Raw genomic sequence first — 21,631 nt, forward strand, 5'->3', positions numbered from 1 at the left:
TTGCGAAATCTGCGGATGCTACCTTCACAGAACAGGGGGGGACGGAGAGGAGTCTGATCCGCATGGGACGGCCCGCCGGACCGAAGATCTACGCCCACGCGAAACTGCGCAGGCTGCGCCGCGAGCGCGGCATGAACCAGGTCGAGCTGGCCCGTGCCCTGGGGCTGTCCACCAGCTACCTCAACCAGATCGAGCACAGTCAGCGTCCGCTGACCGCTCCGGTGCTGCTGCGGATCGCCGAGGTGTTCGGCGTCGACCCGGAGTTCTTCTCCGAGGCCGGCGAGGAGCGGCTGGCGACGGATCTGCGGGCTGCGCTCGGGGACGAGGCCTGTGGCGCCCCGATAGCTCAGGACGAGATCGCGGACGTGGCCCGCGACCATCCGGAGGTGGCCCGGGCCCTCGTCACCCTGCACCAGCGCTACCGCGACGCCTCCGAGCGGGTGGCGGCCCTGGCGTCACCCGAGGAGACCGCGGGCCTCCTGCCCGCCGAACCCCACGACGAGGTACGGGACTTCTTCTACGCCCACCACAATCACTTCGCGGTTCTGGAGACCGAGGCCGAGGCGACCGCCGCCGCCCTGGACACCGGCCGGGCTGGCCGCGCGGCCGATGCCCTGACGGACCGCCTCAGGGCCGGACACGGCATCAAGATCCTTCGGGCGGGCCCCGAAAGGTCCGCCGACGCCCGGCGGTTCGACCCGGACAGCGGCCTGCTCATGCTGTCCCCCTGGCTCAGCGAGGGGCAGCGCGCGTTCCAGCTCGCCACGCAGCTGGCGTTCCTGGAGCACGGGCCGCTCCTCGACGCACTGGTCTCCGCCGCCGAGCTCACCTCCACCCAGGCGGAGGGGCTGGCCAGGATCGGGCTCGCCAACTACTTCGCCGGCGCGGTCCTCATGCCGTACACCGCCTTCCACACGGCCGCCGAGGAGCTCCGCTACGACGTCGAGCTCCTTCAGGCGCGCTTCGGCGTCGGATTCGAGACCGTCTGCCACCGGCTGAGCACGCTCCAGCGCACCGGCCGCCGCGGGGTGCCCTTCTCCTTCCTGCGGGCCGACCGCGCGGGCAACATCTCCAAACGGCAGTCCGCCACCGACTTCCACTTCTCACGCCTGGGCGGCACCTGCCCCCTGTGGACCGTGTACGAGGCGTTCTCCGCGCCCGGCCGGATCCTCACCCAGGTGGCGGAGATGCCGGACGGCAAGAAGTACTTCTGGATCGCCCGCACGGTGACCCGGGGAGGATTCGGCCACCACGCGGCACGCGCCGACTTCGCCGTCGCGCTGGGCTGCGAGCTGCGTCACGCGCCACGCCTCGTGTACGCGGAGGGCATCGCCCTCCACGACCCGCGGGCCGCCACCCCGATCGGTCTGGGCTGCCGGATCTGCGAACGCCAGGACTGCGCCCAGCGCGCCCGGCCGCCCGCCGGCGGTATCCTCTCCGTCGACCCCGACCGGCGCGCCCTGGTGCCGTACCCGGTGGTGTCCGAGCGTTGAATCCCGCGCGGCTCCCGGCCGGGACGTGCTGCTCCCGCTCGACCGGCCGTCTCATTTTCGCGTCCACATGGTGGACACCGACTCGCCGCCGAGGATCCCGCACCCTAGTCTGGCCCGGCAGCTGGTTCGCCCCGTCCGCCAGGCGGGATGCGTCGTAAGAGGGAACCCGGTGGGAATCCGGGACTGCCCCGCAGCGGTGAGCGGGAACGACCGCCGTCATACGCACTGGGACCGGACAACGGTCCTGGGAAGCGACGGCCAGTAGGTGCCCTCCGGTCGGACCGGAGAGCGTGCCCGTGAGTCCGAAGACCTGCCCGTTGCCCGCACGCGGACGATTCCGCGCGCGGACATCCCGGTGACCTCGTGGGCGGGTCGGCGTACACAGCGAGCGGCGACGCACGGTTCTCCCGTGACGTGGTCCGCACGTCCTGTCGTTCCCTTCGCGTCCGCGTCCCGTCGTCCGGGATGGCTCTGGACACATCTCGCGAAGGAGAGTTCCGTGACAGCGAAGCCCGCAGCCGCGGCAGCACGAGCCACCGTGTACGGCTACCCCCGCCAGGGTCGGAACCGTGAACTGAAGAAGGCCATCGAGGGCTACTGGAAGGGCCGGGTCTCCGCCGACGCCCTCCGGACCACCGCCGCCGAACTGCGCCGCTCCTACTGGCAGCAGCTGGCCGACGCCGGCATCGACGAGGTGCCGACCGGTGACTTCTCGTACTACGACCACGTTCTGGACACCAGTGTCATGGTCGGCGCTGTCCCCTCCCGCCACCGCGCCGCCGTCGACGCGGACGCGCTCGACGGCTACTTCGCCATGGCCCGCGGCACCCAGGACGTCGCGCCCCTGGAGATGACCAAGTGGTTCGACACCAACTACCACTACCTGGTCCCCGAGCTCGGCCCCGACACCGTCTTCACCGCCGACTCGGCGAAGCAGGTCTCCGAGCTGAAGGAAGCCGTCGCCCTCGGCCTGACGGCCCGCCCGGTCCTCGTCGGACCCGTCACCTACCTGCTGCTCGCCAAGCCTGCACCCGGCGTGGCCGAGGACTTCGACCCGCTCACCCTCCTCGACCGGCTGCTCCCGGTCTACGCCGAGGTCCTCGCCGACCTGCGCGCGGCGGGCGCCGAATGGGTCCAGCTGGACGAGCCCGCCCTCGTCCAGGACCGCACCCCGGCCGACCTGAACGCCGCCGCCCGCGCCTACCGCGACCTCGGCGCGCTCACCGACCGGCCCAAGCTGCTCGTCGCCTCCTACTTCGACCGCCTCGGCGACGCCCTCCAGGTGCTGGCCTCGGCACCGGTGGACGGTCTCGCCCTCGACTTCACCGAGCGCGCCGCCGGCAACCTCGACGACCTCGCCCGCGTCGGCGGACTGCCCGGCAAGCGCCTGGTCGCGGGCGTCGTCAACGGCCGCAACATCTGGATCAACGACTACCAGAAGTCCCTGGCCACGCTCGCCACCCTGCTCGGTCTCGCCGACCGGGTCGACGTGGCCGCGTCCTGCTCCCTCCTGCACGTCCCGCTGGACGCGGCTGCCGAGGTCGACATCGACCCGCAGGTCCGGCGCTGGCTCGCCTTCGCCCGGCAGAAGACCGCCGAGGTCGTCACCCTCGCCAAGGGCCTCGGGAACGGCACCGACGCGATCAGCGCCGAACTGGCGGCCAACCGGGCCGACCTGGCCTCCCGCGCCGACTCCGCCCTCACCCGTGACCCGGCCGTGCGCGCCCGCACCGCCGCCATCACCGACGCGGACGGCCGCCGCTCCCAGCCGTACGCCGAACGGACCGCCGCCCAGCGCGCGCACCTCGGTCTGCCCCTGCTGCCGACCACCACCATCGGCTCCTTCCCGCAGACCGACGAACTCCGCGTCGCCCGCGCGGACCTGCGCGCCGGCCGCATCGACACGGCCGGCTACGAGGAGCGCATCAAGGACGAGATCCGCGAGGTCCTCTCCTTCCAGGAGAAGACCGGCGTCGACGTGCTCGTGCACGGCGAGCCCGAGCGCAACGACATGGTGCAGTACTTCGCCGAGCAGCTCACCGGGTACTTCGCCACGCAGCACGGCTGGGTGCAGTCGTACGGCACCCGCTACGTCCGGCCCCCGGTCCTGGCCGGGGACATCTCCCGCCCCGAGCCGATGACGGTGCGCTGGACCACCTACGCGCAGGCGCAGACCCGCAAGCCGGTCAAGGGCATGCTGACCGGTCCCGTCACCATGCTCGCCTGGTCCTTCGTCCGCGACGACCAGCCGCTCGGCGACACGGCCCGGCAGGTGGCGCTCGCCCTGCGCGACGAGGTGAACGACCTGGAGGCGGCGGGCACCTCGGTCATCCAGGTCGACGAGCCCGCGCTCCGGGAGACCCTCCCGCTGCGCGCCGCGGACCACGCCGCCTACCTCGACTGGGCGACCGAGTCGTTCCGGCTCTCCACCAGCGGGGTCCGGCCCGACACCCAGATCCACACCCACATGTGCTACGCCGAGTTCGGCGACATCGTCCAGGCCATCGACGACCTCGACGCCGACGTCATCAGCCTGGAGGCCGCCCGCTCCCACATGCAGGTCGCCGGCGAACTCGCCGAGCACGGCTACCCGCGTGAGGCCGGTCCGGGCGTCTGGGACATCCACTCCCCCCGCGTGCCCAGCGCCGAGGAGGCCGCCGCACTGCTCCGCAAGGGCCTGGAGGCCATCCCGGCCGAGCGGCTCTGGGTCAACCCCGACTGCGGACTCAAGACCCGCGGCTGGACCGAGACCCGGGCCTCCCTGGACAACCTCGTCTCCGCCGCGCGCCAGGTCAGGACCGAGCTGAGCACCGACGAGGGCTGACGCCCCGCGGACCCGGGCCGGACGTCTCGACGTCCGGCCCGGGCGCCCACGACCAGACTGCAGCGCCCCGGCCTGGCGATCAGGAATCCCGGGTGACGAAGGGTCCTCCATCAGCATGTCCACCCACCAGACCACGCGGCACATCGAGGTCGTCGGCCCCCCGCGCGACCGCCACGGCGAGATCCTGACCCCCGAGGCCCTTGACTTCGTGGCGCGGCTCGACACCGCGTTCGCCCGCCGCCGCCGCGACCTCCTCGCGGCGCGCCGCCACCGCGCGGACAGCCTCGCCTCGGGCCACCCGCTGGACTTCCCCCGCGCCACCTCGGCCGTCCGCGACGATCCGCACTGGAGGGTTGCACCGCAGGCACCGGGCCCGGGCGACCGGCACCGGGCGAGCGTCCCCGGGCCGCCGCAGGCCGGAACGGCGGCGCACAGCCACGGCTCCGGTGCCGATCCGCGGGTCGTCGACTTCACCGAGGTCCCCTCACCGCTCTGGGAGAACGTCCTCGCCGGCCAGCTGGCCCTGACCGACGCCTGCCCGCACCCCGCCGGCAGCGGCGCACCGCACGGCCCGGAACCACGAGCCGGCGGCGGCGTCCCCGCGCTCGCCGTCCGCCCCCGCGGCTGGCACCTGGAGGAGGAGAACCTCCGGATCGACGGCCGTCCCGTCTCCGCCTCCCTCGTCGACTTCGGCCTGTACGTGTTCCACCGCGCCCGGCACCTGACCGGCGCCGGCTCCGGCCCCCGCCTGCACCTCGCCGGGCTGGAGAACCGGTTCGAGGCACGTCTGTGGAACGACGTGTTCCTGCTGGCCCAGGACCTCCTCGGCATGCCACGGGGGACGGTCCGTGCCACGGCCGTCATCGACACGGTCACGGCCGCGTTCGAGATGGAGGAGATCCTCTACGAGCTGCGCGAGCACGGTTCCGGGCTCGCCGCGGACCGTTGGCACTACCTCGTCAGCGTGATCGGCACGTTCGGCCACCGGACCCCGTTCCTGCTCCCGGACAGCACCGAGGACGCGGTCACCGCACCCTTCATACGGGCGTACTCCGAACTCCTCGTCCGCACGTGCCGACGCAGGAACGCTCCCGCGACCGGCGACCTCCCCCCGACCGCCCGTGGCCCGGAGGACACGCCGGTCCGCGCCGCCGACCTGCTGGCCGCGGGCCGGACGGGCCCGGCGCAGACGCCCACCAGGCAGCAGCTCCGGTCGGCCGTGGCCCTCGCCCTGCGCCACACCGAGACCTGGCTGCGCGACCGGGGAACGACCGCACCCGGACGTCTCGCCGGCGGGCAGGCCGCCGAACTCACGCGTGCCCGGCTCTGGCAGTGGCGCCGACAGCGCCTGGTCTCGCCGACCGACCTCCGCGCCCTCATCGACGTGGAATCGGCCGCGATGGCCCGCGAACACCCCGGCGCCGCGGTCGCCGCGGCCCGGGAGGTCCTCGAAGGAACCCTCCTGGAGGACGCGCTGCCGCCCCTGCTGACTCCGGACACCTACCGGCGTGGCCTGATCTGCGCCGCCGGGGGCTCGGCGTGACGCCGGGGCACGTCCGGACGGGCGCGGGCACGGTCGCCGGCCTTCCCCGGTGGGACCGGTGCGCCGTGATGGGGGTGGTGAACGTGACCCCCGACTCCTTCTCCGACGGCGGCCGCTGGTACGACCCGGCGGCGGCGGTGAAGCACGGTCTCGGCCTCGTCGCGGAAGGCGCCGACCTGGTCGACGTCGGCGGCGAGTCGACCCGGCCCGGCGCCTCCCGGGTCGACGAGGAGGAGGAGTTGCGGCGGGTCGTGCCGGTGGTCAGGGACCTGGTGGCCGAAGGGGCGCTCGTGTCCGTCGACACCATGCGCGCCTCGGTCGCGGCGCGGGCGATCGACGCCGGGGCGGTCCTCGTCAACGACGTCAGCGGGGGTCTCGCGGACCCCGGGATGGTCCCCGCCGTCGCGGCGGGCGGCGTCCCCTTCGTCGTCATGCACTGGCGGGGGTTCAGCCACGACATGAACCGCCGGGCGGTGTACGGGGACGTGGTGCGCGAGGTCGTGGCGGAACTCGGGGCCCGGGTCGAGGCCGTGGTGGCCGCGGGCATTCCTCCGGAGCGGCTGGTCGTCGATCCGGGGCTGGGCTTCGCCAAGCGGCCGGAGCACGACCTCCGGCTGGTCGCGGGACTGGCCGAGGTCCGCGCGCTGGGCCGCCCCGTGCTGGTCGCCGGCTCCCGCAAGCGGTTCCTGGGCCATGTGCTGGCCGGCGCGGACGGCACACCCCCCGGTGCCCGGGACCGGGATGCCGCGACGGCCGCCCTCTCAGCGATCGTCGCCCATCGAGGCGCCTGGGCCGTCAGGGTCCACGACGTACGTGCCACGGCGGACGCGGTCAGGGTCGCGCACGCTCTCGTGTCCGCGTCCTGACCGACGGCCGGGTACCCGACGGCCGCTTCCCCTCCGGGCGGGGGGAAGCGGCCGGGGCGGATCAGCGGTGGGTGAAGTCCGGGGCCCGCTTGTCGACGAAGGCCGCCATGCCCTCCTTCTGGTCGGCCGTGGCGAACACCGCGTGGAACAGGCGCCGTTCGAAACGGACGCCCTCGGCGAGCGTGGTCTCGAACGCACGGTTGACGGCCTCCTTGGCCATCATGGCGACCGGCTTCGACATCCCCGCCACGGTCTCGGCGACCGCGAGGGCCTCGGAGAGGAGGTCGTCGGCCGGGACGATCCGGGAGACCAGGCCCGCCCGTTCGGCCTCGATGGCGTCCATCGTCCGGCCCGTCAGGCAGAGTTCCATGGCCTTGGCCTTGCCGACGGCGCGGGTGAGGCGCTGGGAGCCGCCGATGCCGGGGATGACGCCGAGCTTGATCTCGGGCTGGCCGAAGACGGCGGTGTCGGAGGCCAGCAGGATGTCGCAGAGCATGGCCAGCTCGCAGCCGCCGCCCAGGGCGTACCCGGAGACGGCCGCGACGGTGGGGGTGCGCAGTTCGCCCAGCCGGTCCCAGGCGGTGAACCAGTCGGTGAGGTACATGTCCATGTACCCCTGGGGCTGCATCTCCTTGATGTCCGCGCCGGCGGCGAAGGCCTTGGAGGAGCCGGTGATCACGACGCAGCCGATGTCCGGGTCGCGGTCGAGGGCCCGGGTGGCCGCCACGACCTCCTCCATGACCTGGAGGTTCAGGGCGTTGAGCGCCTTGGGCCGGTTGAGGGTGAGCAGGGCGGTCCGGGCGCCCGTCCGCTCGACGGTGATCGTCTCGTAGTCGGTGGCGGTCATGCGGTGGTGGTTCCCTTCGGTGCTTCGGCTGCGGTGTCGCGCAGGACGTGGACGATCCCGGAGAAGTCCTGGGCCGCTCCCGTCCCCTCCGCGAACGCGGTGTACATCTCGGCGGCTCGCAGGCCGAGCCCCGCGTCGATGCCTCCGGCGCGCAGGGCGTTCGCGGCGAGGCCCAGGTCCTTGGCCATGAGCGGGGCGGCGAATCCGGGGCGGTAGTCGCGGTTGGCGGGGCTCGCCGGTACGGGGCCGGGGACGGGGCAGTTGGTGGTGAGGGCCCAGCACTGGCCGGAGGCGGTGGAGGCGACGTCGTAGAGCGCCTGGTGGGAGAGGCCGAGGCTCTCGCCGAGGACGAAGGCCTCGCTCACCGCGATCATCGAGATGCCGAGGATCATGTTGTTGCAGATCTTCGCGGCCTGCCCGGCGCCCGCGCCGCCGCAGTGCACGGCGCGCTTCCCCATGGCCGCGAGCAGTGGCTCGGCTTCGGTGAACTCGGCCTCCGCTCCTCCGGCCATGAAGGTGAGGGTGGCGGCCTCGGCTCCGACGACGCCGCCCGACACGGGGGCGTCCAGGGCGCGGTGGCCGGCGGCCGTGGCGGCGTCGTGGGCGGCGCGGGCGTCGGCGACGTCGATGGTGGAGCAGTCGATGAACAGGGTGCCGGGGCGGGCGGCCGCGAGGAGGCCCTCCTCCTGGTAGAGGGCGAGGACGTGGCGGCCCGTCGGCAGCATCGTGATCACGACGTCCGCCCCGGCGGCGGCCGCCCGTGCCGAGCCGACGGTCTCCACTCCGGCCGCGGCGGCGGTCGCCAGGGCCTCGGGGGCGAGGTCGAAGCCGAGGACGCGGTGGCCCGCGGCCGCGAGGTTGGCGGCCATGGGGCCGCCCATGTGGCCGAGGCCGACGAAGCCGATGACGGGGGTCACCAGGGCACCTCCTGAAGCGGGTGGGGAGAGGTGAGCCGCAGCTCGCGGTCGGCTCCCAGCGGGGTGAAGTAGCGGGCCACGTCCTCGTCGGTGACGCCCGCGAGGGCGGGCGGGGACCAGCGGGGGGTGCGGTCCTTGTCGATGACCTGGGCCCGGATGCCCTCGACCAGGTCGGGCGAGGTCAGCGCCGCGCACGAGACGCGGTACTCCTGTTCCAGGACGCGCTCCAGCGGTCCGAGGCCCCGGGCGCGGCGCAGCGAGGTCAGGGTCACCTTGAGCGCGGTCGGAGACTTGGCGGACAGGGTGGTGGCGGCCTCCTTGGCGGCCGGTACACCGCTCGCGACGAGGCGGTCGACGATCTCCTCGACGGTGCCCGCGGCGTAGCAGTGGTCGATCCACTGCCGGTGGGCGGCCAGGTCACCGGGGGGTGCCTGGGCGACGTGCTCGGCCAGCGCGTCGCGCACGGAGGTTCGCGCCAGGTCGTCCCCCAGCCCGTCGAGTCGTTCGGACGGTACGAAGTGGTCGGCGAGCCCGCACAGCAGGGCGTCGGCGGCGCCGACGGGCGCGCCCGTGAGGGCGAGGTGGGTGCCGAGCTCGCCGGGCGCCAGGGCCAGGAGGTAGGTGCCGCCGACGTCGGGGACGAAGCCGATGCCGGTCTCGGGCATGGCGACGCGGGAGCGTTCGGTGACGACGCGGACCGAGCCGTGGGCGGAGAGGCCGACGCCGCCGCCCATCACGATGCCGTCCATGAGGGCGACGTACGGCTTGGGGTAGCGGGCGATGAGGGCGTTGAGCCGGTACTCGTCCCGCCAGAAGGCGGCGGAGGCCGTGCCGCCCGCCCGTGCGTCCTCGTGGATGGCCCGGATGTCGCCGCCCGCGCAGAGTCCGCGCTCCCCCGCGCCGGAGATCACCACCGCGTCGACGGCGGGATCGTCCCGCCAGGCGGTGAGCGCCTCCTCGATGCGCAGCACCATGGGGTGGGTGAGGGCGTTCAGCGCCCGGGGGCGGTTGAGGACCAGCCGGCCCGTGCGGCCCTCGGTGCGGACGAGCACGTCCTCGGTCATCGGAGACTCTCCGTCAGGCCGCGGGCGACGATGACGTTCATGATCTCGTTGGTCCCTTCCAGGATCCGGTGGACCCGCAGGTCCCGGACGATCTTCTCGATCCCGTACTCGCTCAGGTAGCCGTAGCCGCCGTGTAGCTGGAGGGCGCGGTCGGCGACGGAGAAGCCGGTGTCGGTGGCGAACCGTTTGGCCATGGCGCAGAGCTGCACCGCCTGCGGGTCCCCGCGGTCGAGGGCCTCGGCGGCCTGCCGTACCAGGGCGCGGGCGGCGGTGAGTTCGGTGGCCATGTCGGCGAGGCGGAACTGCAGGGCCTGGGCGTCGAGCAGGCGTGCGCCGAAGGCCTCGCGGTCGGCGAGGTGGGCGAGGCTGCGGTCGAGGGCGCTCTGGGCGCCGCCGAGGGAGCAGGCGGCGATGCCGAGGCGGCCGCCGTTGAGGCCGTGCATGGCGATGCGGAAGCCGTCGCCCTCGGCGCCGAGGCGCCGGTCGGCGGGGATCCGCACGCCGTCGAGGACGACCTGCCGGGTGGGCTGCGCGTTCCAGCCCATCTTGCGTTCGTTCGCGCCGAAGGAGACGCCCGGGTCGCCGCGTTCGACGACGAAGGCGGAGATCCCGCCGGGGCCGCCTCCCCCGGTGCGGGCCAGCACGATGTACAGGTCGGAGGATCCGGCACCGGAGATGAACTGTTTCACTCCGCTGAGGACGTAGTGGTCGCCGTCCGGTTCGGCGCGGGTGCGCAGGGCCGCGGCGTCCGATCCGGCGCCCGGCTCGGTGAGGCAGTAGCTGCCCAGGGTCTCGGCGGAGCAGAGGCCGGGGAGCCACCGGGCCCGCTGGGCCGGGTCGCCGTAGCGGTCGATCATCCAGGCGACCATGTTGTGGATGGAGAGGTAGCCGGCGATGGAGGGGCAGCCGGTCGCCAGGGTCTCGAAGACGAGGACGCCGTCGGCCCGGTCCAGTCCGCTGCCGCCGTGCTCCTCCCGTACGTAGACGCCTCCGAGGCCGAGCGCGGCGGCCCTGCGGATGACGTCGACGGGGAAGTGCTTGTCCTGGTCCCAGGCCACCGCGTACGGGGCGAGCTGTTCCTGGGCGAAGTCCAGGGTGACTTCGGCGAGGGCCAGTTGGTCCTCGGTGAGGGTGGTCACGGCGCTCATCCCATCGTCGGCATGGTGAAGCTCGCGCCCTCCTTGACCCCGGAGGGCCAGCGGGAGGTCACGGTCTTGGTGCGGGTGTAGAAGCGGATCGAGTCGGGGCCGTGCTGGTTGAGGTCGCCGAAGCCGGAGCGCTTCCAGCCGCCGAAGGTGTGGTAGGCCACAGGGACCGGGATGGGGACGTTCACGCCGACCATGCCGGTGTTGACACGCCGGGTGAAGTCGCGGGCGGTGTCGCCGTCCCGGGTGAAGATCGCCACGCCGTTGCCGTACGCGTGCTCGCTCGGCAGCCGGAGCGCGCTCTCGTAGTCGGCGGCCCGCGCGACGCACAGCACCGGGCCGAAGATCTCCTCCTGGTAGATCCGCATGGACGGGGTGACGCGGTCGAAGAGCGAGGCGCCGGCGAAGAAGCCGTTCTCATGGCCGGGGAGGGTGAACCCCCGTCCGTCGACGACGAGTTCCGCACCCTCCTCGACCCCGATCCCGACGTAGCGGTCGACCCGCTCCAGGGCGTCCCGGCTGACGAGGGGCCCGAAGTCGGCGTCGGGGTCGTCGGAGGTCCCGATGCGCAGGGAGGCGATGCGCTCCTTCAGCTTCGCCACCAGGGCGTCGGCCGTCTCCTCGCTGACGGGGACGGCGACGGAGATCGCCATGCAGCGCTCGCCGGCGGAGCCGTAGCCCGCCCCGATGAGGGCTTCGGCGGCCTGGTCGAGGTCCGCGTCCGGCATCACGATCATGTGGTTCTTGGCTCCGCCGAAGCACTGGGCACGCTTGCCGTGGGCGGCGGCGGTGGCATAGATGTGCGCGGCGATCGGGGTCGACCCGACGAAGCCCAGGGCCTGCACGCGGGGGTCTTCGAGGAGGGTGTCGACGGCCTCCTTGCCGCCGTTCACGACGTTCAGCACGCCGGGCGGGAGACCGGCCTCCAGGAACAGCTCGGCGAGCCGCAGCGGTACGGAGGGGTCGCGCTCGGACGGCTTGAGGATGAACGCGTTTCCGCAGGCCAGCGCGGGGGCCGCCTTCCAGAGCGGGATCATCGCCGGGAAGTTGAAGGGGGTGATGCCGGCGACGACGCCCAGCGGGCTGCGGAGCGAGTGGACGTCGATGCCGGTGCCGGCGTTGTCGGTGTACTCCCCCTTGAGCAGATGGGGGATCCCGGCGGCGAACTCGACCACTTCCAGACCGCGTTGCAGGTCGCCGTGGGCGTCGGCGACGGTCTTGCCGTGTTCGGCGGAGAGCAGCCGGGCGAGGGATTCCCGTTCGCCTTCGACGAGCTGGAGGAACCGCAGCAGGACGCGCGCGCGGCGCTGCGGGTTCCACCGGCCCCACTCCTGCTGGGCCGTCTCGGCGTCGGCGATCGCCGCCTCGGTGTCGGCGCGTCCGGCCAGGGGCACCCTGGCCTGGACGGCGCCGGTGTTGGGGTCGTACACGTCGGCGAAGAGACCGGACGTGCCGGCGGTGTGCTTTCCGCCGATGAAATGGGTGAGCTCGCGGACCATCGAAGCCTGCTCTCGTCAGGTACGGATCCGAGGAAGGCGCGGCGAGGACGGCGAGGACGGCACCGATCGGGGTGCGCGCACGCGCGTCCGTCCGCGGGACAGGGGAAGGCGGGGACGCCTTCGTCGAGTCACGAACGCGGGGACAGGGCCTCGTGGTTCGGGTACTCCGCCGGATCACCAGGGTCGTGGTCACGTACCGGTGCCATGCGTGTCTGCTCCATCCTCGTGGACAACACGGAACACCCCACGGCCGGTATCCTGACTCCCGGATCAACGCATGCTCTCCGGCCTTCCCGACGGATGGTTTCCGTCAGTGGCCTGACCTGCTGGAAGAGCACACTCCCCGGTCACAGTGGCGGGACCGCGCCGGATTCACACCGGCTTCCCTGCACCGCGGGCTTCGTCACGAAGATATAGTTGGACGTCCTAGTAAGTCCACCCCCGCCCGCGGCGCGGCGGCGCGATCCGGACGGCCGACGGGCGCGGTGTGGGTCCTCGACGGGCCCGCCTACTTCAACCGGCCGGGCCCCCGGGTGGTGCGCGGCGCGGAGGTGCTGGCGCACGTCCTGCACGGGGTGGGGGCGGGAGACCCGGTGTCGGCGGCCGAGGCGTTCCCCCTGCTCTGATCCCCGGCTCAGGCCGACGGGTCGGCGACGGGGTACGGGACGAAGGTGCTGGCGTTCTGGTCGATCAGGAGCGGGCGCCCGAGGGGCGGTGCCGCGCGCTGGGGGCAGTCGAGGCGTTCGCAGACGCGGCAGCCCATGCCGATCGGGGTGGCGGCGGCCGCGTTGTCGAGGTCGAGCCCGTCCGAGTACACGAGCCGGTGCGCGTGGCGGATCTCGCAGCCGAGGCCGATCGCGAAGGTCTTCCCGGGCTCGCCCCAGCCGCCCCGGTGCCGGGTGACGGCGCGGGCCGTCCACAGATGGCGCTGCCCGTCGGGCATGGCGGCGATCTGGACGTGGATGCGTCCGGGCGAGGCGAAGGCCTCGTACACGTTCCACAGGGGGCAGGTGCCGCCGGCCCGGGAGAAGTGGAACCCGGTGGCGGACTGCCGCTTGGACATGTTTCCCGCCCGGTCGACGCGGACGAACGAGAAGGGGACACCGCGCAGCCTGGGACGTTGCAGGGTGCTGAGGCGGTGGCAGACCGTCTCGTAGCCGAGCCCGAAGCGGTCGGTGAGCCGTTCGATGTCGTACCGGAACTCCTCGGCCGCCGTGTGGAAGGCCTCGTAGGGGAGGATCAGCGCGGCGGCGAAGTAGTTGGCGATGCCGATCCGCGCCAGCCGGTGGGCCGGACCTCCCGGCGGGAAGTCCTCGGCGGCCTGGCGGTCCAGGCCGTCTCCGTATTCCAGGAGCGCCAGCTGTGTCGCCATGCGGAAGGCGCGCTGACCGGGGCGGAGACGGGTGGACAGCCGCAGGGTCCGGGTCCGCTCGTCGTAGGAGTGCAGCCGGTCCCCCGTGTCGGTGGAGAAGCGGACGCCGTGCCGGTCGGAGAGCCGGGCGCTCAGGGCGCTGATGATGTCGCCGGGCCGGATGGCGATCTCCGCCGCGAGCGCCTCCGCCGCGAGGTCGGTCTCGTGGAGGTAGTTCTGCCTGCGGTAGAAGAAGTCGCGGATCTCCTCGTGCGGGGAGCGCGGCAGCTCGGGGTCCGATCCCCGCAGGTCCGCCGCGTCGGCGATCCGCTCGGCGAGACGCTGGTTGCGCCGCCCCAGGTCGACCAGGACATGGGCGACCGCCGGACTCCGCGAGGCCAGCTCGGCGAGGTCGGACGAGGAGACCCGGGCCGCGGCGAGCTCCCCCGCCAGTGCTTCACGGAGGTCCGCGACGAGACGGCCGGTGTCCCGCTCCGAGAAGAAGCCGGGATCGACCCCGAACGCCTCGGTGAGACGCAGCAGCACCGGCACGGTGAGCGGTCGGGCGTCGTGCTCCATCTGGTTGAGGTAGCTGGGCGAGATGGCCAGGGTGCGCGCCAGCTCGGCCTGGCTCATGCCGCGGTCCTCGCGCAGTCGCCGCAGTCGCGCCCCCGCGTACGTCTTGCTCACCGTCGCCCTCCCGCTCGTCCCGGACCTGGGCGCCAGCCTATGCCAGGCGCGCACGCTCGCACCCTTCGCAAACTTGGCAAACCGCGGCGGAATGATTCGCAGAACTTGGCATGCGTCCACGCTTGATGGCACTGGGTGCCAGTGCCAGAGTCTGAGGTGCGGCCCGCCGGACCCGACAAGGTCCAGGGCGAGATCGGGACCCGGTTCACGCCCTGACATCGACAATCCCGGCCTGGCAGCACCCCGGATCGGCACAGATTGCTCATCTCCGCCCGTCCGGGCGCCGGCGGGCCGCACCCCTCAGGAAGACACTTAGTGCCAGGCCGCAGAGGAACATGGCGGCATTGGCAAGAGCACGACCCAAGGAGACGGTGACGGTCATGGCAGACACGAAGACGACGGCGGCGGAGCTGGCCGAGCGCTGGGCGACGGACCCCCGCTGGAAGGGCATCGAGCGCACGTACTCCGCCGAGGACGTGGTGCGGCTCTCCGGCAGCGTCCGGGAGGAGCACACGCTCGCCCGCCGGGGCGCCGAGCGGCTGTGGCGGCAGCTGCACGACCTGGACTACGTGCACGCCCTCGGCGCGCTGACCGGCGGCCAGGCGGTGCAGCAGGTCCGCGCGGGCCTCCAGGCGATCTACCTGTCCGGCTGGCAGGTGGCCGCCGACGCCAACCAGGCCGGGCACACCTACCCCGACCAGTCCCTGTACCCGGTCAACTCCGTCCCGCAGGTCGTCCGCCGGATCAACAACGCGCTGCTGCGCGCCGACCAGATCGCCACCGCCGAGGGCGGCACGGACACCACGGACTGGCTGGCCCCGATCGTCGCCGACGCCGAAGCCGGCTTCGGCGGCCCCCTCAACGCCTTCGAGCTGACCAAGGCGATGATCGCGGCGGGCGCGGCCGGCATCCACTACGAGGACCAGCTCGCCTCCGAGAAGAAGTGCGGCCACCTCGGCGGCAAGGTCCTCGTCCCCACCTCGCAGCACATCCGCACCCTGAACGCGGCCCGCCTCGCCGCCGACATCGCGGACACCCCCACCCTCGTCATCGCCCGCACCGACGCGCTGGCCGCCACCCTGCTCACCAGCGACATCGACGAGCGCGACGCGCCGTTCGTCACCGGCGAGCGCACCTCCGAGGGCTTCTACCACGTCCAGAACGGCATGGGCCCCGTGATCGCCCGCGGCCTCGCCTACGCCCCGTACGCCGACCTCATCTGGGTCGAGACCGGCACCCCGGACCTCGCCCAGGCCCGCGAGTTCGCCGAGGCGATCCACGCGCAGTACCCGGACCAGATGCTCGCGTACAACTGCTCGCCGTCCTTCAACTGGAAGGCCGCCCTCGACGACGACCAGATCGCCAAGTTCCAGCGGGAGCTCGGTGCCATGGGCTACAAGTTCCAGTTCATCACGCTGGCCGGCTTCCACTCCCTCAACCACGGCATGTTCGACCTCGCCCGCGGCTACGCCGAGCACGGCATGACCGCCTACGTCGACCTCCAGGAGCGGGAGTTCGCCGCGCAGGCCCAGGGATTCACCGCCGTCAAGCACCAGCGCGAGGTCGGCACCGGCTACTTCGACCTGGTCTCCACCGCGGTCAACCCGGCCTCCTCGACCACCGCGCTGAGCGGCTCCACCGAGGAAGAGCAGTTCCACTAGGCACCAACCGGACAGTTCGCGTCCCGGCCGAACGGGGGCGAGCGACCGTCTCCGCCCGCCCCCGTTCCCCTCGCAGCTCAGGAGAGTCCGATGACCACCAGCGCCCCGCCCCGTCAGGTCCGTGTCCTGGCCGCCTCCGGCGACCGCCACGACGAGATCCTCACCCCCGCCGCCCTCGACTTCGTCGGCACGCTGGCCGCCGCCTTCGGCGAGCGCCGGCAGTGGCTGCTCAAGGAGCGCCGCCGCCAGGCCATCCGGCTCGCGACCGGCTCCCCGCTCGACTTGCCCGTCACCACCGCGGCCGTCCGCGCCGACCAGCGGTGGAAGGTGGCCGCTCCGGCGCCGGGCCTCACCGACCGCCGCGTCGAGATCACCGGACCGCCCGAGCGCCGCATGGCCGTGAACGCGCTCAACTCCGGGGCCCGCGTGTGGATGGCGGACTTCGAGGACGCCACCGCACCCACCTGGGACAACGTCGTCGGCGGCCAGCTGGTCCTGCTCGACGCCATCGAGCGGCGCATCGACTTCACCACGCCGGAGGGCAAGGAGTACCGCCTCGGCGACAAGCCCGCCACCATCATGGTCCGCCCACGCGGCTGGCACCTCGACGAGGCGCACCTGGAGCTCGACGGCCGCCCGGTCCCGGCCTCGCTGGTCGACTTCGGCCTGTACTTCTTCCACTGCGCCCAGCGGCAGATCGACGCCGGCCACGGCCCGTACTTCTACCTCCCCAAGCTGGAGAACCACTACGAGGCCCGGCTGTGGAACGACGTGTTCCTCCTGGCCCAGGAGCTCCTCGGCATCCCGCGGGGCACGATCCGCGCCACCGTCCTCATCGAGACGATCACCGCCGCCTTCCAGATGGAGGAGATCCTCCACGAACTGCGCGAGCACAGCGCGGGCCTCAACGCCGGCCGCTGGGACTACCTCTTCAGCCTGATCAAGACCTTCGGCCACCGCACCGACTTCCTGCTCCCCGACCGGGCGAAGGTCACCATGACCGCCCCGTTCATGCGCGCCTACACCGAACTCCTCGTCCGGACCTGCCACCGGCGCGGCGCCCACGCCATCGGCGGCATGGCCGCCCAGGTCCCCAGCAAGGACCCGGCGGCGAACGAGGCGGCCCTCGCCAAGGTCAGGCTCGACAAGGAGCGGGAGGCCGAGGACGGCTTCGACGGCTCCTGGGTCGCCCACCCGGGCCTCGTCCCCGTCTGCCGGGAGGTCTTCGACGGCGTCCTGGGCGACCTTCCGGAGCAGATCCACCGGACCCGTGACGATGTGGAGACCACGGCGGCGGACCTGCTCTCCGTGCGCCGGATCAGCGGCCCGCCCACGGCCGAGGGGGTGCGCACCAACATCGCCGTGACCCTGCGCTACTTCGACGCCTGGCTGCGCGGCCAGGGCGCCGTCGCCATCGACGGGCTGATGGAGGACGCCGCCACCGCCGAGATCGCGCGCGTCCAGATCTGGCAGTGGCTGCGGCACCGGGTCACCGACCGGGAGGACGTGCTCCTCGTGCTCGACGAGGAACTGGCACGGCTCGGCGCGGAGTACCCGTGGGCCGCGCTCGACGAGATCCGCGCCCTGTTCGAGAAGACCGCGCTCGCACCGGAACTGCCGCTGTTCTTCACCCCCGAGGCCTACACGCGGCACCTCGTCCGGACCGCCACCGCGGAGGCGACGGCATGAGTGCCGCCGACATCCGCCGCGTGGGGATCGTCGGGGGCGGCCAGATGGGCGCCGGCATCGCCGAGGTGTGTGCGCGCGCCGGTCTCCACACGCTGCTCTGCGAAGCGACCGGCCCCGCCGCCGACGCCGCCCGCGAGCGCATCGCCGTCTCCCTCGAACGAGCCGTCCAGCGGGGCAAGCTCGACCGCCCCTCGGCCGAGGCCGCCCTCGCACGGATCACGACCACGGCGGAACTCACCGACCTGGCCGACCGGCAGCTCGTCGTCGAGGCCGTCACCGAGGACGCCGACGTCAAGACCTCGTTGTTCACGGCCCTCGACAAGATCGTCGAGGACCCGGCGGCCATCCTGGCCACCAACACCTCCTCGCTGCCCGTCATGCGCCTGGGCATGACCACCGGCCGGGCCGACCGGGTCGTCGGGCTGCACTTCTTCAACCCCGTCCCCGTGCTCCCCCTCGTCGAGGTCGTCACCACCCTGCACACCTCGGCCGAGGTGACCGCCGACGTGACGGACTTCGCCACGGACGTGCTCGGCAAGACCGTCATCCGGTCGCACGACCGGGCCGGCTTCGTGGTCAACGCCCTCCTCGTCCCCTACCTGCTCGCCGCGATCCGGATGACCGAGTCGGGCTTCGCCACCGCCACGGACGTGGACCGCGGCATGGAACTCGGCTGCGCCCACCCGATGGGCCCGCTCCGGCTCGCCGACCTGATCGGACTCGACACCGTCGCCTCCATCGCCGCGTCGTTGTACGACGAGTTCAAGGAACCCCTGTACGCCCCGCCGCCGCTGCTCCTGCGCATGGTCGAGGCGGGGCTGCTCGGCCGGAAGGCGGGGCGCGGGTTCCACACGTACGACCGGGAGGAGAGACCCGGTAGCCCGGGCTGAGGACCCGGGCGGCGCGGCGGCACCGGGTGAGGGCCCGGTGTCACGCGCGCGGGGAGGGCGGGCGGCGTGGAGGCCGCCCGCCCTCCCGCGTGTCCCCTCCCCCGTGTCCCCTCCCCCGTGTCCCCTCCCGCAGAGCGCCCACCGCCCGGGCGGCCGTCGCGGGCACTCCGTAACCTGGGGACCGGTGACGTCGAAGGGAACGGCAGTGCGGGACGGTACGAGGCACATCGCGGTGATCGGCATCGGGTCCGGAGATCCGGACCAGCTGACGCTGGGTGCCGTGAAGGCGATGCGGAGGACGGACGTCTTCTTCGTCCTGGAGAAGGGGGAGGAGAAGTCGTCCCTCACCGGCCTCCGACGGGCCATGCTCACCGAGCACGCGTCCCCCGGGCATCGCGTGGTCGACGCCGAGGATCCGTGGCGCGACCGCGCACAGGGCGCCCGGGGCGGCTACACCGACGCCGTCCACGACTGGCGGCGACGGCGCGCCGACGTCTGCGAGCGGCTGATCCGCGAGGAGCTCGCTCCCGGGCAACGCGGAGCGTTCCTGGTGTGGGGTGATCCCTCGCTGTACGACAGCACGCTGGCCGTCCTGGAGGAGATCACCGCACGCGGGAACGTGGCCTTCACCTGCGACGTCGTCCCGGGCGTCAGCAGCGTGTCCACGCTCGCGGCACACCATCGCGTCGGCCTCAACCGGGTGGGGCGCCCGATCCACATCACCCCCGGACGGCGGCTGGCCGAGACCGTGGGCAACGACGACGGGGACATCGTCGTCATGCTGGACGCCCACGAGTCGTTCCGGCAGTTCGCCGGCGGGGGTACGTGGATCTACTGGGGTGCCTACCTCGGCACCCCGGACGAGATCCTGATCTCCGGCCCGCTCGACGAGGTCGCCGACGACATCAGCAGGACGCGGGCCGCGGCCCGGGCGGAGCACGGCTGGATCATGGACACCTACCTGCTCCGGACCAGCCCCGACGACACCGCCGGCTGACCGCCCGGCCGTTCGGGGAGAGGCCGGCGGCGCGCGCTACTGCTCCCGGGCGGGGTCCGCCGTCGTCTCGGGCTCGCTCCTGGCAGCCATTCCTTCTCCGTTCTCCCTGCCGCACTCTCGCGGGGCTCAGAGGCACCCACGACCCGGCCCGCGGCGAGGTGAGGGCCCGGCAGCGGCCCTCACCCCGCCGGCTGCTCAGGCTCCCCAGCGCAGCGCGATGGTGTCGCCCACGTTGATCGTCTTCTCGCGGAGGGCACCGGCGAAGGCGGAGCCGTCGACGCTGACCTTCCAGGTGTTCGAGCCGCTGTTGGCCTTGCCGTTGACCGCGGTGATCGTGCCGGTTCCCGAGGCGGGGGTGACCGAGGTGACGCATCCGGACGGGGTCGCGGCGCTCGTCGCGGCGGCGAGGACGTCGCCGAGCGTCGTGGTCGTCCCCGTGGGCGTGAACGAGACCGAGCACACCTTGAGGTTCCCGGCGCCGTCGTCGACGGTCAGGGCCAGCTTGGTCGCGGTGCCCGCCGTGAAGGTGGGCTGGGCGACCCACTGGGGGGCGCCCGGGGTCGTCGGGACCGGCGGCGCGGCGGTGAAGCCGCCGCCGGCGACCGCGCGCAGGGCGTCGATCGAGGAGTAGGCGGAGGGCGTGGTGTCGGCGGGCTTGTACTTGAAGCCGCCAGCCGGGTTGTACTGGTTGGCGAGGAGGAAGTCGACCGGCGTCTTGCCGGGGACCGTGGTGAAGTCGGCCGACTGCGGGTTGATGCCGCAGGCGTTCAGGCCCGCGACGGCCCAGCCGTTGGAGCTGGTGTTGACGCCGTACAGGGAGTTGAAGGCGCCGGAGGAGGCGACCAGCTTGCCCTTGAGGAAGTTCTTGGCCTGCACGACGTCGGTGTCGGTGTTGGGGACGCCGGAGACGCACAGCGCGGCCATCGCCGCGCCGGTCATGTCGATGTCCCCGGCCGAGGCGAGGCCCGTGGGGTTGTCCTCGACCTTCTGGTAGGTCCAGCCGCCGTCGTTGTGCTGGTTGGCGCGGAGGCGGGTGACGATCGTGTCGGTGAGGGCCTGGGGGATGCGGGCGGCGCCGGCCTGGGTCTTCGCGCCGCGCAGCGCGAGGGCGGCGAAGACGGTGCCGTTGAAGTTCGCGGACGGGCCGAAGTAGCCGGGCTCGGCGGTCTGCCAGTACGCGTAGACGTCCGCGACGAGGTTGCGCGAGGCGGAGACGCGGGCCGGGTCGATGCCCGCGGCGTAGGCGTTGAGCGTGCCGCGCTCGTAGTCCGTGACCACCGGGGTCGCCGACGGCCAGCCGGCCGTCGACAGCAGGTTCCGGTAGACGGTTCTCGCGTTCTTGGTGGTGTCGCCGCCGGGGGCCACGTCGACGACGGCCGTACCGGCGGCCGCGAACGCGCTGAAGGCCCATTCGTTGGAGAGACCGGAGCCGGCGTACGAACCGTCGGCGGCCTGGAGGGACTTGAGGTAGGCGACGCCGTTGGTCTTAGACGTGGCTATCTGCGCGGGCGTGGAGGTCGCGAAGGCGGGCAGCGTGCCGAGGGCGAGGGCGCCGAGCGCCGCGGGCACCGCGAGCGCGAGACGGCGGGAGGGACGGGGAAGGGACATGGGCCTGCTCCTGGAGGTCGGCGGACGCCGGCCGCTCGGCACATGCCCCGCGTCGCCCCGACGGGGCACGGCCGGGGATCTCCGGGGAGCCGCCGTCCGGAACGCGTGGTACGGCTTCTGTACTGCGTCGCCGTATGGGCATTCGGGCTCCGAGACGGCCCCCGCCGCCTCGACACCGTTGCGCGTCAGCTCCGGATTCGCACCGGATTCCCCCACTTGGCAGCCCAGGACGCTACCCGAACGATCACCGTACCGCCAGCAGGACCACGGCAGACGGCCCCGGAGACGCGGCTCCGGATCCCGGTGAGACGGACGGCATATTGACGGCCCTGACGGATCCGTGTTGCACTCCGTCCGATAAGCAGTCAGCACCAGGGGAAGCCGGTCGAATTCCGGCACTGACCCGCAACCGTAGACCCGGATCGTCCCGGGTGAGTCGGAATGCCTGGGGCTGGAACTCAGTACGAGGAACGCCGTCGCGGACTACGGTGTGGTCGTCGCCGCCTCTCCACGGCACCAGAGCCGTGTGGGGGCGCATCGCCACGCA

At 72.8% G+C, this 21,631-nt stretch carries 16 protein-coding genes and 4 riboswitches; of the genes, 9 read left to right on the forward strand and 7 right to left on the reverse strand.

What is annotated here, in order from left to right; genetic code table 11:
• Positions 1-62 precede the first annotated feature (62 nt).
• The 4 genes from ACF09E_RS14505 (at position 63) to folP (ending at position 6,726) form a co-directional block, all read left to right on the forward strand.
• Positions 63-1,493, forward strand: a complete 1,431-nt coding sequence (locus tag ACF09E_RS14505) for a short-chain fatty acyl-CoA regulator family protein (RefSeq protein WP_392205488.1) — start codon at positions 63-65, stop codon at positions 1,491-1,493.
• A 105-nt stretch (positions 1,494-1,598) separates the two neighbouring features.
• A riboswitch (cobalamin riboswitch) is annotated at positions 1,599-1,826 on the forward strand.
• A gap of 166 nt (positions 1,827-1,992) precedes the next feature.
• On the forward strand, positions 1,993-4,317 hold the full coding sequence (metE, locus tag ACF09E_RS14510; protein WP_392205489.1) for a 5-methyltetrahydropteroyltriglutamate--homocysteine S-methyltransferase: 2,325 nt from the start codon (positions 1,993-1,995) through the stop codon (positions 4,315-4,317).
• Between the two features lie 115 nt (positions 4,318-4,432).
• On the forward strand, positions 4,433-5,860 hold the full coding sequence (locus tag ACF09E_RS14515) for a malate synthase A (RefSeq protein ID WP_392205490.1): 1,428 nt from the start codon (positions 4,433-4,435) through the stop codon (positions 5,858-5,860).
• A gap of 68 nt (positions 5,861-5,928) precedes the next feature.
• Positions 5,929-6,726, forward strand: coding sequence for a dihydropteroate synthase (folP, locus tag ACF09E_RS14520; RefSeq protein WP_392205491.1), 798 nt, complete (start codon positions 5,929-5,931; stop codon positions 6,724-6,726).
• A 61-nt stretch (positions 6,727-6,787) separates the two neighbouring features.
• On the opposite strand, the gene ACF09E_RS14525 is transcribed toward folP, so the two are convergent.
• The 5 genes from ACF09E_RS14525 to ACF09E_RS14545 are packed head-to-tail and all read right to left on the reverse strand — an operon-like array spanning position 6,788 to position 12,198.
• Entirely contained in the window at positions 6,788-7,573 is a 786-nt protein-coding gene (locus ACF09E_RS14525) for an enoyl-CoA hydratase (protein WP_392205492.1), read from the reverse strand.
• A complete protein-coding gene (gene mmsB, locus ACF09E_RS14530; RefSeq protein WP_392205493.1) occupies positions 7,570-8,490 on the reverse strand; it encodes a 3-hydroxyisobutyrate dehydrogenase in 921 nt (306 codons plus the stop codon). The genes ACF09E_RS14525 and mmsB overlap by 4 nt, the downstream gene beginning before the upstream one ends.
• The gene (locus tag ACF09E_RS14535; RefSeq protein WP_392205494.1) at positions 8,487-9,554 is read right to left on the reverse strand and encodes an enoyl-CoA hydratase/isomerase family protein; all 1,068 of its coding nucleotides are present in this window, start codon (positions 9,552-9,554) and stop codon (positions 8,487-8,489) included. Before ACF09E_RS14535 ends, mmsB begins: the two co-directional genes overlap by 4 nt.
• Positions 9,551-10,702, reverse strand: coding sequence for an acyl-CoA dehydrogenase family protein (locus tag ACF09E_RS14540; RefSeq protein WP_392205495.1), 1,152 nt, complete (start codon positions 10,700-10,702; stop codon positions 9,551-9,553). The genes ACF09E_RS14535 and ACF09E_RS14540 overlap by 4 nt, the downstream gene beginning before the upstream one ends.
• Positions 10,699-12,198, reverse strand: a complete 1,500-nt coding sequence (locus ACF09E_RS14545) for a CoA-acylating methylmalonate-semialdehyde dehydrogenase (protein WP_392205496.1) — start codon at positions 12,196-12,198, stop codon at positions 10,699-10,701. Before ACF09E_RS14545 ends, ACF09E_RS14540 begins: the two co-directional genes overlap by 4 nt.
• A 230-nt stretch (positions 12,199-12,428) precedes the next feature.
• Positions 12,429-12,609, reverse strand: a riboswitch (cobalamin riboswitch).
• Positions 12,610-12,683: 74 nt separating this feature from the next.
• On the opposite strand from ACF09E_RS14545, the gene ACF09E_RS14550 reads away from it, so the two are divergent.
• On the forward strand, positions 12,684-12,824 hold the full coding sequence (locus tag ACF09E_RS14550; RefSeq protein WP_392205497.1) for a hypothetical protein: 141 nt from the start codon (positions 12,684-12,686) through the stop codon (positions 12,822-12,824).
• Between the two features lie 8 nt (positions 12,825-12,832).
• Here ACF09E_RS14550 and ACF09E_RS14555 read toward each other — a convergent pair whose 3' ends face one another.
• Positions 12,833-14,239 (reverse strand): short-chain fatty acyl-CoA regulator family protein, encoded by a 1,407-nt coding sequence (locus tag ACF09E_RS14555; RefSeq protein ID WP_392205498.1) that lies wholly within the window; start codon positions 14,237-14,239, stop codon positions 12,833-12,835.
• A gap of 380 nt (positions 14,240-14,619) precedes the next feature.
• Here ACF09E_RS14555 and aceA point away from each other — a divergent pair, with 380 nt between their 5' ends.
• The 4 genes from aceA (at position 14,620) to cobF (ending at position 19,476) form a co-directional block, all read left to right on the forward strand.
• Entirely contained in the window at positions 14,620-15,900 is a 1,281-nt protein-coding gene (gene aceA, locus ACF09E_RS14560) for an isocitrate lyase (RefSeq protein ID WP_392205499.1), read from the forward strand.
• 90 nt (positions 15,901-15,990) lie between these two features.
• Entirely contained in the window at positions 15,991-17,589 is a 1,599-nt protein-coding gene (gene aceB / locus ACF09E_RS14565; RefSeq protein ID WP_392205500.1) for a malate synthase A, read from the forward strand.
• Complete coding sequence (locus ACF09E_RS14570) at positions 17,586-18,479, forward strand: 3-hydroxybutyryl-CoA dehydrogenase (RefSeq protein ID WP_392205501.1); 894 nt, start codon at positions 17,586-17,588, stop codon at positions 18,477-18,479. Before aceB ends, ACF09E_RS14570 begins: the two co-directional genes overlap by 4 nt.
• 205 nt (positions 18,480-18,684) lie before the next feature.
• Entirely contained in the window at positions 18,685-19,476 is a 792-nt protein-coding gene (cobF, locus tag ACF09E_RS14575; RefSeq protein ID WP_392205502.1) for a precorrin-6A synthase (deacetylating), read from the forward strand.
• A gap of 195 nt (positions 19,477-19,671) precedes the next feature.
• Here the strand turns inward: cobF and ACF09E_RS14580 are convergent, their stop codons facing one another.
• On the reverse strand, positions 19,672-21,084 hold the full coding sequence (locus ACF09E_RS14580; protein ID WP_392205503.1) for a hypothetical protein: 1,413 nt from the start codon (positions 21,082-21,084) through the stop codon (positions 19,672-19,674).
• A gap of 136 nt (positions 21,085-21,220) precedes the next feature.
• Positions 21,221-21,297, reverse strand: a riboswitch (cobalamin riboswitch).
• A 116-nt stretch (positions 21,298-21,413) separates the two neighbouring features.
• Positions 21,414-21,552, forward strand: a riboswitch (cobalamin riboswitch).
• Positions 21,553-21,631: the final 79 nt, after the last annotated feature.

Origin of the sequence: Streptomyces sp. NPDC014891 (genome assembly GCF_043081085.1) — a bacterium.
Taxonomy (GTDB): domain Bacteria; phylum Actinomycetota; class Actinomycetes; order Streptomycetales; family Streptomycetaceae; genus Streptomyces.

Coding starts and splice junctions, on each gene's coding strand:
- ACF09E_RS14535 (WP_392205494.1), bottom strand. CDS start 9,554: ATGACCGAGGACGTGCTCGTCCGCACCGAGGGCCGCACGGGCCGGCTG.
- ACF09E_RS14515 (WP_392205490.1), top strand. CDS start 4,433: ATGTCCACCCACCAGACCACGCGGCACATCGAGGTCGTCGGCCCCCCG.
- ACF09E_RS14580 (WP_392205503.1), bottom strand. CDS start 21,084: ATGTCCCTTCCCCGTCCCTCCCGCCGTCTCGCGCTCGCGGTGCCCGCG.
- aceB (WP_392205500.1), top strand. CDS start 15,991: ATGACCACCAGCGCCCCGCCCCGTCAGGTCCGTGTCCTGGCCGCCTCC.
- aceA (WP_392205499.1), top strand. CDS start 14,620: ATGGCAGACACGAAGACGACGGCGGCGGAGCTGGCCGAGCGCTGGGCG.
- ACF09E_RS14570 (WP_392205501.1), top strand. CDS start 17,586: ATGAGTGCCGCCGACATCCGCCGCGTGGGGATCGTCGGGGGCGGCCAG.
- ACF09E_RS14525 (WP_392205492.1), bottom strand. CDS start 7,573: ATGACCGCCACCGACTACGAGACGATCACCGTCGAGCGGACGGGCGCC.
- folP (WP_392205491.1), top strand. CDS start 5,929: ATGGGGGTGGTGAACGTGACCCCCGACTCCTTCTCCGACGGCGGCCGC.
- ACF09E_RS14505 (WP_392205488.1), top strand. CDS start 63: ATGGGACGGCCCGCCGGACCGAAGATCTACGCCCACGCGAAACTGCGC.
- ACF09E_RS14545 (WP_392205496.1), bottom strand. CDS start 12,198: ATGGTCCGCGAGCTCACCCATTTCATCGGCGGAAAGCACACCGCCGGC.
- ACF09E_RS14540 (WP_392205495.1), bottom strand. CDS start 10,702: ATGAGCGCCGTGACCACCCTCACCGAGGACCAACTGGCCCTCGCCGAA.